This is a genomic window from Nonomuraea cavernae (assembly GCF_040655715.1).
GTDB lineage: Bacteria > Actinomycetota > Actinomycetes > Streptosporangiales > Streptosporangiaceae > Nonomuraea > Nonomuraea cavernae_A.
Map to the genome: position 1 here is coordinate 139,601 of NZ_JBFAKL010000018.1, position 12,041 is coordinate 151,641.

Here is a 12,041-nt window from a genome sequence, read left to right on the forward strand (position 1 = left end):
CGACGACGGCCGCCTCCCTGCCGAAAGGGGAGGCGGCCGTCGTCCTGCCAAGGAGGTCAGCGAACCGTGACCTTCTTGATGATGATGGGGTTCTTCGGCGCGGTGGAGCCGCCGTCGCCGGTGATGTCGTCGTCGTTGACGATGACGCCGTCCTTGGCCACCTTGTCGATGATCTCCAGGCCGGAGCTCACCACGCCGAGCACCGAGAACTGCGGCTCGAGCTGCGCGTTCTCGTCCGACAACGAGATGGCGAACTGGCTGCTGTTCTGGCCGGCCGCGTCCTGCGGCTGCGTGAGGAACACCACGCCGCGCCCGTAGGGCATCGCGCCGACGGCCTCGTCCTGGAAGACGTAGCCCGCCGTGCCCTGGCCGTCCGTCGGGTTCTTACCGTCGGCCTTGGCCTTCGGGTCGCCGCACTGCAGCAGGAACAGCCCCGACACCTCGGGCGTCACCAGCCGGTGGCACTTGGTGTCGTTGTAGAAGTTCTTCTTGGCCAGGAAGGCCATCGAGTTGACGGAGCAGGGCGTCACGGCCGGGTCGATGTCGATGACGATGTTGCCGTGGTTGGTGGCGATGGTCATCGTCTTCAGCTTCATGTTGGGCTTGGCGCCCGGCATGCCCACGTACTTCATCGGGACGTCGGAGGTGTCCCGCTTGTAGGTGCAGGTGACGGGGCCGGTCGCGGTGGGAGTGGCGGACGGCTCCCCCAGCAGGCCTGAGGGCGACGGCGTGCTCTCGGACGCCACAGGGGTGCTCGAGTCCTTGCCGACCAGAGTGGTCGCGGCGAAGATGCCGCCGGCCACCACGACGACGGCCAGTCCCGCGCCGATGAAGGTGTTTCGCTTGGACTTGGCGGACTGCTCGGCCGCACGCTGCGCCTGCCGCTCCTTGTGCTCGCGCGCCAGGTCGCTCTGGCGGTCGTCGGCGCTCACGGGTATGTCCTCCATTTTTGCCTACACATGACCAAACAACTCCGCGAATGCTACCGGCCCTTGAATGTGCTGGACGTAAGTGACGAAAACCGATCAGTGGTGCCAGCGGGCTACGAATAGCACGGGTCGGGCGCGAACCATATCGTTCTGGCAGACGTAGTTGAAATGAGAACTAAGGAGCCCGCGCATGTTCGACGAGATCCTCGGCCTGCCCGCACATCCGCTGATCATCCACTTCGCCGTCGTGCTGACGCCCCTGCTCGCCGCCGTCGCCGTGGCCTACGCGCTGCTGCCCCGCCGGCGTCCCGTGCTGTCGTGGGCGGTGGTGCTGCTCTCCCTGGCCGCCCCCGCCGCGGTCTTCACGGCCAAGGTGAGCGGCGAGGCGCTCAAGCAGGCCCGTTTCGCCACCGCGGACGGCGTGCTGGGCGAGCGGATCGCCAGCCACCAGAGCTTCGCCACCCCGCTGCTGCTGTCCGTCGCCGGGTTGTCCGTCGCCGCGCTGCTGCTGGTCTACGGCACCACGTCCTCGCGCGACACGGTCGGCGAGAGGTTCGGCCGCACCGCCACCATCGTCGTGTCGGCCGTGACCGTGGCACTGGCCGCGGTCGTCGGCTACTACGTCTTCCGCGCCGGGGACTCGGGAGCGAGAGCGGTATGGGCCGTGTAATCTCGCGTTGTGGAGAGTCTGTTCGATTCGGCTGCTGAGGAGGCCACACCCCAGCCCCTGGCGGTCCGGATGCGGCCGCGCACGCTCGACGAGGTGATCGGCCAGCGTCACCTGCTCGGTCCCGGCACCCCGCTGCGCCGGCTCGTCGAGAGCGAGGCGCCGATGTCGCTCTTCCTGTGGGGGCCGCCCGGCACCGGCAAGACCACGCTGGCCTACGTCGTGTCCAATGTCACCAAGCGCCGCTTCGTCGAGATCTCCGCCGTCTCGGCCGGGGTCAAGGACGTCCGCGCCGCCATCGACACCGCCCGCCGCGAGCTGGGCATGACCGGCCGCCAGACGGTGCTCTTCGTCGACGAGGTGCACCGCTTCAACAAGGCCCAGCAGGACGCGCTGCTGCCCGCCGTCGAGAACCGCTGGGTCACCTTCATCGGCGCCACCACCGAAAACCCGTTCTTCTCGGTCATCTCTCCGCTGCTGTCGCGCTCGCTGCTGCTCACGCTGGAGTCCCTGTCCGACGACGACGTCCGGGTGGTCCTGGAGCGCGCGGTGTCCGACGAGCGCGGCCTCGGCGGCCGCGCCACCATCGCCCCCCAGGCCCTCGACCATCTCGTACGCCTGGCCGGCGGCGACGCCCGCCGCTCGCTGACCTACCTTGAGGCCGCCGCGCTGCTGACCGACTCCGGCGAGGGCGCCATCACGGTCGAGGTGGTGGAGAAGGCCGTCGACAAGGCGGCCGTCCGCTACGACCGGCAGGGCGACCAGCACTACGACGTGATCAGCGCGTTCATCAAGTCGATGCGCGGCTCCGACGCCGACGCCGCGCTCCACTACCTCGCCCGCATGATCGAGGCCGGCGAGGATCCCCGCTTCCTCGCCCGGCGCATCGTCATCTTCGCCTCCGAGGACGTCGGCATGGCCGACCCCACCTGCCTGCAGACCGCGGTCGCCGCGGCGCAGGCCGTGCAGCTCATCGGGCTGCCCGAGGGGCAGATCAACCTCGCCCACGCGGTCATCCACTGCGCGCTGGCGCCCAAGTCCAACGCCGTCGTCAAGGCGATCGGAGAGGCGATCGGCGACGTGCGGCGCGGCCTCATCGGCCAGGTGCCCGGCCACCTGCGCGACGGCCACTACCCGGGCGCCGCCAAGCTCGGCCACGGCGAGGGCTACCAGTATCCCCACGACTTCGACCACGGCCTGGTCCGCCAGGACTACGCGCCCGAGCAGATCCGCGACCGGCGCTACTACCAGCCCACCAAGCACGGCGCCGAGGCCCCGGTGGCCGACCGCTGGGCCCGGATCCGCGACTTCCTCCGGGGCTCCTGACCTCCGGCCCCGGCTCGCATCGGAGCACATCACCTCTTGACCGGCCACGGCGCCTCGTTCGACGCCGCCCGGGGCGCCCGCCGCGCCGGGGGAGGGCGGATCGAGGGGGCACACGAGTGGGCCGGGAAAGCCCCGTGGCCGACGTGGCGGCATGATCAGGGTGTTCGAGCCCAGTAGCCTGGGTGCTCGAACGCGATAGGGTCTTGCCGTTCCGGCGTGGCGTACGAGGGAGATGAGCGGATGCTTACCGCTGGAGAGGTCGCGGCGCTGATCGCGGCCACGGGCTGGATAGTCCTGGTCTGCGTGCTCACCATGGTGCTGATCAAGCTCGCGAGACTGCTCACCGAGACGGCCAGGGCCGTCTCCGACCTGACCAGCCGCATGACGCCGCTGCTCGACGACATGGGCGTCACGGTCAGCGAGACCAACAGGCAGCTCGTCGCGGTCGAGGCCATCGCCAGAGACGTCAAGCAGGTCAGCGGGCACGCGGCCAAGCTGAGCGCGGTGACCCAGACGGTCTTCACCGGGCCGCTGATCAAGGTGTCGTCGATCGGCTACGGCGTCCGCCGGGCCATCGAGGCCCGCAAGCAGCCCAGGGGCAGGCGGCGGCCATGATCAGGCGGCTGTTCTACATCTCGCTGGGCGCGTTCCTCACGCTGTGGGTGGTGCGCAGGCTGCAGGCCCTGCACCCCCAGCACGTCGCCCGCCGCACGGCCAAGGGCGCCGCGGGCATGCTCGCGCAGGTGAGAGACTTTACTTCCGACGCGCTCGGCGAGGCCGCCGACCGCGAAATCGAGTTGCGGGCCCGGTTCGGGCTCGACAACGCTGAAACCAACGACTAACGCAAAGGATGGCCATCATGGAGTCGGCAGAGATAGCGCGCCGCTTCCTACGCTTCTTCGAGGAGCGTGGGCACAAGATCGTGCCCTCGGCCAGCCTGATCGCTGAGGACCCTACGCTTCTCCTGGTCAACGCGGGTATGGTGCCGTTCAAGCCGTACTTCCTGGGGCAGCGCAAGCCTCCGGGGTCACGGCTGGCCACCGCCCAGAAGTGCGTACGCACCCCTGACATCGACGAGGTCGGCAAGACGACCCGGCACGCCACGTTCTTCCAGATGCTCGGCAACTTCTCCATCGGCGACTACTTCAAGGCCGAAGTGATCCCGTTCGCCTGGGAGCTGCTCACCAAGCCCGAGTCCGAGGGCGGCTTCGGCTTCCCCGAGGACCGGCTCTGGGCGACGGTCTACCTCGAGGACGACGAGGCGTTCGACATCTGGCACAACAAGGTCGGGCTGCCCGCCGAGCGCATTCAGCGCCGCGGCCTGGAGGACAACTACTGGCACATGGGCGTGCCCGGCCCCGGCGGCCCGTGCTCGGAGATCTACTACGACCGCGGCCCCGAGTACGGCCGCGACGGCGGCCCGGTCGCCGACGAGGACCGCTACCTCGAGGTCTGGAACCTCGTGTTCATGCAGTACCAACTCAGCGAGGTCCGCAGCAAGGTCGACTTCGACATCGCCGGCGAGCTGCCGAACAAGAACATCGACACCGGCATGGGCCTGGAGCGCATGGCGGCGATCCTGCAGGGCGTCGACAACATCTACGAGATCGACACCACTTACAAGATCCTCGACCGGGCGGCCGAGCTCACCAGGACCCGCTACGGCCGCGACGAGCGTGCCGACGTCAGCCTGCGCGTCATCGCCGACCACGTCCGCACCGGCACCATGCTCGTGGCCGACGGCGTCATGCCCGGCAACGAGGGCCGCGGCTACGTCCTGCGCCGCATCCTGCGCCGCAGCGTGCGCAACCTGCGGCTGCTCGGCTCCGGCGACGAGCGCTACATGCACGAGCTGACCGACGTCGCGATCGACGTGATGGGCGAGCAGTATCCCGAGCTCAAGGCCGACGCGCCGCAGATCCACGGGGTCATCGACGCCGAGGAGGCGTCGTTCCTCGGCACGCTCCGCACCGGCACGGCCATCTTCGACGTCGCGGTCGAGGAGACCAAGCGCAAGTCCGGCTCGACCATCTCCGGCGACCAGGCGTTCCAGCTGCACGACACCTACGGCTTCCCCATCGACCTCACCCTTGAGATGGCCTCCGAGCACGGGCTCAAGGTCGACGAGGAGGGCTTCCGGCGCCTGATGAAGGAGCAGCGCCAGCGGGCCAAGGCCGACGCGGCGGCGAAGAAGACCGGCAACGCCGACATCTCCGTCTTCGGGCAGCTCCTGGAGCAGGCCGGCAAGGTCGAGTTCCTCGGCTACGACCAGACCGAGGCCGAGACCACCGTGCTCGGCATCCTCGTCGACGGCGTTCCGGTGCCGGCGGCGGGCGCGGGCACGAGCGTCGAGATCGTGCTCGCCCGCACCCCGTTCTACGCCGAGGGCGGCGGCCAGCTCGCCGACCAGGGCGTGATCCGCTCCGGTGGCGCCGAGGTAGAGATCCTCGACGTGCAGTCGCCGATCGCGGGTCTCGTCGTGCACCGCGGCACCGTCCGCAGCGGCGAGCTCAAGACCGGCGACGAGGCCCAGGCGTCCATCGACCTGGAGCGTCGCCGCGCGATCTCGCGCAGCCACAGCGCCACCCACCTCGTCCACCGCGGCTTCAAGAACGCGCTGGGTGAGTCGGCGGCCCAGGCCGGCTCCGAAAACTCGCCCGGCCGCTTCCGCTTCGACTTCACCGCCGCGGGCGCCGTCCCGCCGAGCGTGCTGCGTGACGTCGAGGACGAGGTCAACGCCGTGCTCATCAACGACCTCAAGGTCAACGCCTTCTACACCTCCCAGACGGAGGCCCGGGCGATGGGCGCGCTGGCGATGTTCGGCGAGAAGTACGGCGACGAGGTCCGCGTGGTCGAGATCGGCGACTACTCCCGCGAGCTGTGCGGCGGCACCCACGTGCACAGCTCCGGCCAGCTCGGCCTGGTCAAGGTGCTGGGCGAGCAGTCGGTCGGCGCGGGCGTGCGCCGGGTCGAGGCGCTCGTCGGCATCGACGCGTTCCGGTTCCTGGCGCGCGAGAGCGTGCTGGTCGCCCAGCTCACCGAGCAGCTCAAGGCCCGCCGCGAGGAGCTTCCCGAGCGCGTCGAGGGCATCGTCGGCCGGCTGCGCACCGCCGAGAAGGAGCTGGAGAGACTCCGTTCCGCGCAGGTGCTCCAGGTGGCCGGAGAGCTGGCCTCCCAGGCCCGTGACCAGCAGGGCGTCTCGGTGGTGACCCACCGCGCGCCTGATGGCACCGGCGCCGACGACCTGCGTAAGCTCGCGCTTGATGTGCGTGGCAGATTCCCGGCCGACCGGCCCGCGATCATCGTGATCGCCGGTGTACCCGCCGACCGGCCCGTGGTCGTCGCCGCGGTCAATGAGGCGGGACGCGAGCGTGGGCTCAAGGCCGGGAGACTGGTCGGCGTCGCCGCCAAGGCGCTTGGGGGTGGCGGTGGCGGCAAGGACGACGTCGCGCAAGGGGGCGGCACTCGGCCGGAGGCGATCGGCGACGCCTTGCGGCTCGTCGAGCAGGCCATCGAGGGGCAGCTCGGCTGACATGCGGTTCGGTTCACGGATCGGTGTCGACGTCGGATCCGTCCGCATCGGCGTGGCCCGCAGCGACCCCTCGGGGATGCTGGCCACGCCGGTCGAGACCGTCAGGCGAGGCAAGGGCGACCTCGACCGCATCGCCGTGATCGTCGCGGAGCACGAGGCGATCGAGGTCGTGGTGGGCCTGCCCACTTCGCTGTCCGGCCGCGAGGGGCAGGCGGCCGCGCTGGCGCGCACGTTCGCCTCGGCGCTGGCCGTGCGCCTCGCGCCCACGCCCGTGCGGCTTTTCGACGAGCGGCTCACCACCGTCGCGGCCCAGCAGGGGCTGCGCGCCAGCGGTGTGCGCGCCCGCAAGCAGCGCGATGTCGTCGACCAGGCGGCCGCGGTCGTGTTGCTCCAGGACGCGCTCGACGTCGAGCGAGCCACCGACAGACCACCGGGCAGGCCCGTCGAACCGCCTTCCGCGGCGGCCGGCGGACCGGCCTCATGACCGGGCTCGGCATCCGGCACGGCAGGACCACGCCAGGGGTGGTCGCTTGACCGCACATTCCCCGTCCCGAAGTGGCCGGCGGCCCAAGGCCCGGCGCAGGGCGGGGACGCTGGTCTCCGGCGTGGTCGTCTCCGTCGTGGCGCTGGGGGCGGCCGCCTACGCGGTGCTGCAGCCGTACGTCGTGCCCGACGATTTCGATGGGCGCGGCAGAGGCAAGGTGACCGTGCGGATCGCGCCCGGCGCCAGCGCGAGCGACGTCGGCACGCAGCTGGCCGAGACGGGTGTGGTGGCCAGTGCCCGGTCGTTCGTCAACGAGACCGTGGCCCGCGCGGTGGCCGACCGGCTCAAGCCGGGCCACTACCGGCTGCGCAGGGGCATGGCCGCGGGAGCTGCGCTGGACCTGTTGCTCGCTCCGGGCTCCCGGATCGTCAGGCGCGTCATGGTGCCCGAGGGCATGCGGATCGACGAGACGCTGGAGCGGGTCGCAGCGCAGTCCGGGCTGCCGCTGAAGGAGCTGCGTTCGGCCGACCCGGCTCTCGTCGGCCTGCCCGCGTACGCGCGGGGGCTGGAGGGCTTCCTGTTCCCGGCGACGTACGAGGTCGAGCCGGGGGCCTCGGCCGTGGACATGCTGGCCGCGATGGCCGAGCGGTTCGGCGTGGCGGCGGCCAAGGTCAACCTGGAGGCGCGGGCGGCACGGGTGCACCTGACCCCGCGGGAGGTCGTGATCGTGGCCAGCATCGTGCAGGCCGAGGGCGGCCGTGACGCCGACTACCCGAAGATCGCCCGGGTGATCTACAACAGGCTCAATGCGAACATGCCGCTCCAGCTCGACACGACCGTGCTGTACGCCCAGGGCAGGCGGACGCTGAAGGTCTCCGAGAGTGACACGAAGATCGACTCGCCGTACAACACCTACCTGCACAAGGGGCTACCGCCCGGACCGGTCTCCAGTCCGGGAGAGAAGGCGCTGATGGCGGCCTTGCGCCCAGCTAGGGGCGATTGGTACTGGTTTGTTACCACGGATCCGGCGCATAGAATCACCAAATTCACCGACAAAGAGAGCGAGTTCGTGAGATACCGGGAAGAGTTGAACCGATACCTCGGGACTGACTGATGCTTGCCGGGAGCCCCCCCATCCCGCAGGGGATCGTGACGATCCCCAAGCAGAGCCCCCGCCGCGGGGCGCGTGTCCTCTCTCGGCTTCTCACCACGATTACTCTGAGTGATCATTGCTGGCCATGGGTATATGTCCGGCGGATCCCCCCATTCCACTCGGTTACTCCCGGCGATTCGGTTCCCGGACCTGAAGCTGCCGGTGCCGCACCGGGAGATTGGCCACCGCACCTATGAACGAGCTCGACATGGACTTTCTGCTTGGCGCCGAGGACGACGACAGTCGTAACCAGCGGCGTACCCGCGGTTCCGGCAGACGAGGAAACCGCAGGCGGCGCAAACGCCGCAACCGGGGCGGATTCATCGCCCCGCTTCTCGCGTTCATCATCCTCGCCGGCATCCTCGGCGGCGGTGGCTACTTCGGCTACCAGTGGCTCAGCGGCGCCCTCGTCCCCGATGACTTCACCGGTCAGGGCAAGGGCGACGTGGTCATCGAGATCAAGGAGGGCCAGAACGCCTCCGACGTCGCGCAGGAGCTCGAACGGCAGGGGGTCGTCGCGAGCGCCAGGGCCTTCACCAACGCGATCACCAACGCGGGCAAGAGCGACTCGCTCCAGCCCGGCCAGTACACCTTGCGCAAGGGCATGTCCGCCGCCAACGCGGTGACGCTCCTCGACTCCGGCAACCGCATGCTCGTCCGGGTGACCCTGGAGGAGGGCCTGCGGCTGTCCGACACCCTGACCCAGCTGGCGAAGAAGACCGGCAAGCCCGGCAAGGACTTCGTCGCCGCGGCGAAGAAGACCGGAGGGCTGGATCTCCCGTCCTACGCCAAGGGCAAGCTCGAAGGCTACGCCTTCCCCGCCACGTACGAGTTCCAGCCGAAGACCACGCCGTCCGAGATGCTGGAGGCGATGGTCGACCGGTACAAGCAGGCGGCGGACAAGGCCGGCCTGGTCGCGGGCGCGAAGAAGCTCGGCCACACGCCGCACGAGATCATCACGATCGCCAGCATCATCCAGGCCGAGGCGGGCCGGCACGAGGACATGCCCAAGATCTCCCGTGTCATCTACAACCGCCTCAATCACAATCCGCCGATGCAGCTCAAGATGGACAGTACGGTGTTCTACGCGCTCAACACCTACGGCACGCAGGCCACGCACGCCCAGCTGGAGAGCAACTCGAAGTACAACACCTACAAGTTCCACGGCCTGCCGCCCGGTCCCATCAGCAACCCCGGCGACCACGCGATCGAGGCCGCCCTCAACCCAGCCAAGGGCGACTGGCTGTGGTTCGTCGCCACCGACCCGAAGAGCAACGTCACGAAGTTCGCCTCCACGGATGCGGAGTTCGCCGTGCTGCTCCAAGAGCTCCGCAGCAACGGCGGCTGACCAGAGCGCGGCCGGTAGAGTGCTGCCAGTCGAAACAGAGCTGGGGGGACTATGCGGGCCGCCGTGCTGGGGTCGCCGATCGCGCACTCACTCTCGCCCCACCTGCACCGGGCCGCCTACACGGCGATGGGCCTGACCGGGTGGAGCTACGAGGTGTTCGAGTGTGACGAGGCCGGGCTGCCCGCCATGCTCGGGCGGCTCCGGCCGGTGCGGGGCGAGGGCCCCGATGACGCGGACGCCTGGGCGGGCCTGTCGCTGACCATGCCGCTCAAGCGGGCCGTGCTGCCCCTGCTCGACACCGTCTCCGAGCTGGCCGTGGAGGTGGGCGGGGCCAACACCGTGGTGTTCCGCGACGGTGCCGCCCACGGTGACAACACCGACGTTCACGGCATCAAGCAGGCGCTGGCCGAGGCCGGGGTGCCCGCGCCCCGCTCGGCGACGGTGCTCGGCGGCGGCGCCACGGCCGCCTCGACGCTGGCGGCGCTGCGCGATCTGGGGCTTCCGTCCGCCACCCTGCTGGTCCGCGAGCCCGCCAGGGCGGGGGAGACCGTCGAGGTGGCCGAGCGGCTGGGGCTGGCGCTCGCGGTGGAGACGTTCGACAAGCTCGACGCCCGGCTCCAGGTGGATCTGGTCGTCTCCACCCTGCCCGGTGGCGCGGCCGACCTGCACGCCGAACGACTGGCCGCCGTGCCCGCCCTGTTCGACGTGGTCTACGCGCCATGGCCGACGGCGGCGGCGACGGCCGTGCGGGCCGCGGGCGGCACCGTCGTGGGCGGCTTCGCGATGCTGCTCCACCAGGCGGTGCGCCAGGTGGAGCTGATGACCGGCCGCGCCGACGTGCCGGTCGAGGCCATGCGCGCGGCAGGTGAGGCCGAGATCGTCCGGCGGGCGGCCCACGTGGTTCGTTCGGGCTGACGCCGCGCCGGATTGAGCCCTCAGGCGACCTCGGCGGGCACCGCTCCGGGTGGGCGGGGAAGATTCGGGGATCCTGCGTGGTTGTGGTAACGTTGCTCTCTGATCGGTCCGGCATGCCTTGCTGGACGCGCAAGCGGAGGTCTCCTCCCACCTGAGTCACCGAGAGGTGGCCGGGTCCAGGATCACGCCGGACTTACTCCGGGGAGCTTCAGGCCGCGATGCCGAAGAGCTCAGTGGCCCCGCATGCGCGACGTGCGGGGCTTTCGCGTTTTACGCGGAGCTTCCCGGCACGACGAGCACGTAGGGATTCGCAACCTAGGAGGCCCCATCAGCACTGAGCCCCGCATCAACGAGCGTATCCGAGTTCCCGAGGTTCGCCTCGTGGGCCCGAACGGTGAGCAGGTGGGCATCGTATCGATTCACGATGCGCTGAAGCTCGCCCAGGAAGCCGACCTTGACCTCGTCGAGGTCGCGGCGACGGCTCGACCGCCCGTGTGCAAGCTCATGGACTACGGCAAATTCAAGTACGAGTCCGCGATGAAGGCGCGCGAGGCGCGCAAGAATCAGGCGCACACGATCATCAAGGAGATCAAGCTCCGGCCGAAGATCGACCCGCACGACTACGAGACCAAGAAGGGTCACGTGGTGCGGTTCCTCAAGGCGGGAGACAAGGTCAAAGTCACGATCATGTTCCGTGGTCGCGAGCAGTCCCGGCCGGAGCTCGGCTTCCGGCTGCTGCAGCGGCTGGCGGAGGACGTCCAGGAGCTCGGGTTCGTCGAATCCCAGCCGAAGCAGGACGGCCGTAACATGATCATGGTGATCGGTCCGCACAAGAAGAAGGCCGAGGCCAAGGCCGAGAAGGCCGCCGCCAAGGCGCAGCGTGGCAGCGAGGAGCCTTCCGAACAGGAAGCGTGACCCCCGGTTCGGGTTAGCCTTACACCACCCCGAACAGCCACCAGCAGACGAAGACGTCGCGTCCGGGCCGGCCAGCACCGGCCCGGCCACCGGCACGACCGAATTGAGGAGAGACGGCGAAATGCCGAAGATGAAGACGCACAGCGGTGCGAAGAAGCGGTTCCGGATCACCGGCACCGGCAAGATCAAGCGTCGCCGTGCCAACCGCGCGCACTACAACGAGTGGAAGTCGTCCACGCTGACGCGCCGTCTCAAGAATGAAGTCGTCCTGTCCGAAGCAGATTCCAAGAAGATCAAGAAGCTGCTCGCCAAGTAGCGCGAACCCCCGGGGAGAAGAACTATGGCACGCGTGAAGCGGGCGCTCAACGCCAAGAAGAAGCGCAAGGTCGTCCTCGATCGGGCATCCGGTTACCGAGGCCAGCGGTCGCGGCTGTACCGCAAGGCCAAGGAGCAGATGCTCCACTCGATGACGTACGCCTATCGGGACCGCAAGGACCGTAAGGGCACGTTCCGCCGTCTGTGGATCCAGCGGATCAACGCCGCGGCCCGTCAGAACGGCATGACCTACAACCGCCTGATCCAGGGGCTGCGGCTGGCCAACATCGAGGTCGACCGCAAGATCCTCGCCGATCTCGCGGTGCACGACAGCCAGACCTTCGCCACGCTCGTCGAGGCCGCCAAGAAGGCGCTGCCGGCGGACGTGAACGCGCCGGCCGCGGGCTGAAGCACTTGAGGAGCCCGGCCGGGCTCTAGCCGAGGGGCCCACCTGACG

Annotated in this window: 13 protein-coding genes; 12 read left to right on the top strand and 1 reads right to left on the bottom strand. The window is 69.4% G+C overall.

Features of this window, described 5'->3' with window-relative positions:
• Window positions 1-56: 56 nt before the first annotated feature.
• Window positions 57-932 (bottom strand): peptidylprolyl isomerase, encoded by an 876-nt coding sequence (locus AB0I38_RS25455; protein WP_358472165.1) that lies wholly within the window; start codon window positions 930-932, stop codon window positions 57-59.
• Window positions 933-1,119: 187 nt separating this feature from the next.
• Between AB0I38_RS25455 and AB0I38_RS25460 the strand changes: the two genes are divergently transcribed.
• The 12 genes from AB0I38_RS25460 to rplT all read left to right on the top strand — a co-directional run bounded on the left by AB0I38_RS25460 (window position 1,120) and on the right by rplT (window position 11,993).
• The gene (locus AB0I38_RS25460; protein ID WP_358472167.1) at window positions 1,120-1,599 is read left to right on the top strand and encodes a DUF2231 domain-containing protein; all 480 of its coding nucleotides are present in this window, start codon (window positions 1,120-1,122) and stop codon (window positions 1,597-1,599) included.
• 9 nt (window positions 1,600-1,608) lie between these two features.
• Entirely contained in the window at window positions 1,609-2,922 is a 1,314-nt protein-coding gene (locus tag AB0I38_RS25465) for a replication-associated recombination protein A (RefSeq protein WP_358472169.1), read from the top strand.
• A gap of 240 nt (window positions 2,923-3,162) precedes the next feature.
• A complete protein-coding gene (locus tag AB0I38_RS25470) occupies window positions 3,163-3,537 on the top strand; it encodes a DUF948 domain-containing protein (RefSeq protein WP_358472171.1) in 375 nt (124 codons plus the stop codon).
• Window positions 3,534-3,764, top strand: coding sequence for a hypothetical protein (locus AB0I38_RS25475; RefSeq protein ID WP_358472173.1), 231 nt, complete (start codon window positions 3,534-3,536; stop codon window positions 3,762-3,764). The genes AB0I38_RS25470 and AB0I38_RS25475 overlap by 4 nt, the downstream gene beginning before the upstream one ends.
• Before the next feature lie 17 nt (window positions 3,765-3,781).
• A complete protein-coding gene (gene alaS, locus AB0I38_RS25480; RefSeq protein WP_358472175.1) occupies window positions 3,782-6,454 on the top strand; it encodes an alanine--tRNA ligase in 2,673 nt (890 codons plus the stop codon).
• Window position 6,455: 1 nt separating this feature from the next.
• Window positions 6,456-6,938: a Holliday junction resolvase RuvX gene (gene ruvX, locus AB0I38_RS25485; RefSeq protein ID WP_189125706.1), complete on the top strand. Its 483-nt coding sequence runs from the start codon at window positions 6,456-6,458 to the stop codon at window positions 6,936-6,938.
• 46 nt (window positions 6,939-6,984) lie between these two features.
• The gene (gene mltG, locus AB0I38_RS25490) at window positions 6,985-8,052 is read left to right on the top strand and encodes an endolytic transglycosylase MltG (RefSeq protein ID WP_358472178.1); all 1,068 of its coding nucleotides are present in this window, start codon (window positions 6,985-6,987) and stop codon (window positions 8,050-8,052) included.
• A 247-nt stretch (window positions 8,053-8,299) separates the two neighbouring features.
• Window positions 8,300-9,439, top strand: a complete 1,140-nt coding sequence (gene mltG, locus AB0I38_RS25495; RefSeq protein WP_358472180.1) for an endolytic transglycosylase MltG — start codon at window positions 8,300-8,302, stop codon at window positions 9,437-9,439.
• A gap of 51 nt (window positions 9,440-9,490) precedes the next feature.
• Window positions 9,491-10,354: a shikimate dehydrogenase gene (locus AB0I38_RS25500; protein ID WP_358472182.1), complete on the top strand. Its 864-nt coding sequence runs from the start codon at window positions 9,491-9,493 to the stop codon at window positions 10,352-10,354.
• 243 nt (window positions 10,355-10,597) lie between these two features.
• Window positions 10,598-11,269 (top strand): translation initiation factor IF-3, encoded by a 672-nt coding sequence (infC, locus tag AB0I38_RS25505; protein ID WP_436838778.1) that lies wholly within the window; start codon window positions 10,598-10,600, stop codon window positions 11,267-11,269.
• A gap of 121 nt (window positions 11,270-11,390) precedes the next feature.
• Complete coding sequence (gene rpmI, locus AB0I38_RS25510) at window positions 11,391-11,585, top strand: 50S ribosomal protein L35 (protein WP_358472184.1); 195 nt, start codon at window positions 11,391-11,393, stop codon at window positions 11,583-11,585.
• A gap of 24 nt (window positions 11,586-11,609) precedes the next feature.
• Complete coding sequence (gene rplT / locus AB0I38_RS25515) at window positions 11,610-11,993, top strand: 50S ribosomal protein L20 (RefSeq protein ID WP_189125703.1); 384 nt, start codon at window positions 11,610-11,612, stop codon at window positions 11,991-11,993.
• Window positions 11,994-12,041: the final 48 nt, after the last annotated feature.

Bases quoted from the DNA above. Each gene is read 5' to 3' on its own strand.
- AB0I38_RS25460 (WP_358472167.1), top strand. From the start codon at position 1,120: ATGTTCGACGAGATCCTCGGCCTGCCCGCACATCCGCTGATCATCCAC.
- AB0I38_RS25470 (WP_358472171.1), top strand. From the start codon at position 3,163: ATGCTTACCGCTGGAGAGGTCGCGGCGCTGATCGCGGCCACGGGCTGG.
- AB0I38_RS25475 (WP_358472173.1), top strand. From the start codon at position 3,534: ATGATCAGGCGGCTGTTCTACATCTCGCTGGGCGCGTTCCTCACGCTG.
- alaS (WP_358472175.1), top strand. From the start codon at position 3,782: ATGGAGTCGGCAGAGATAGCGCGCCGCTTCCTACGCTTCTTCGAGGAG.
- ruvX (WP_189125706.1), top strand. From the start codon at position 6,456: ATGCGGTTCGGTTCACGGATCGGTGTCGACGTCGGATCCGTCCGCATC.
- mltG (WP_358472180.1), top strand. From the start codon at position 8,300: ATGGACTTTCTGCTTGGCGCCGAGGACGACGACAGTCGTAACCAGCGG.
- AB0I38_RS25500 (WP_358472182.1), top strand. From the start codon at position 9,491: ATGCGGGCCGCCGTGCTGGGGTCGCCGATCGCGCACTCACTCTCGCCC.
- infC (WP_436838778.1), top strand. From the start codon at position 10,598: ATGCGCGACGTGCGGGGCTTTCGCGTTTTACGCGGAGCTTCCCGGCAC.
- rpmI (WP_358472184.1), top strand. From the start codon at position 11,391: ATGCCGAAGATGAAGACGCACAGCGGTGCGAAGAAGCGGTTCCGGATC.
- rplT (WP_189125703.1), top strand. From the start codon at position 11,610: ATGGCACGCGTGAAGCGGGCGCTCAACGCCAAGAAGAAGCGCAAGGTC.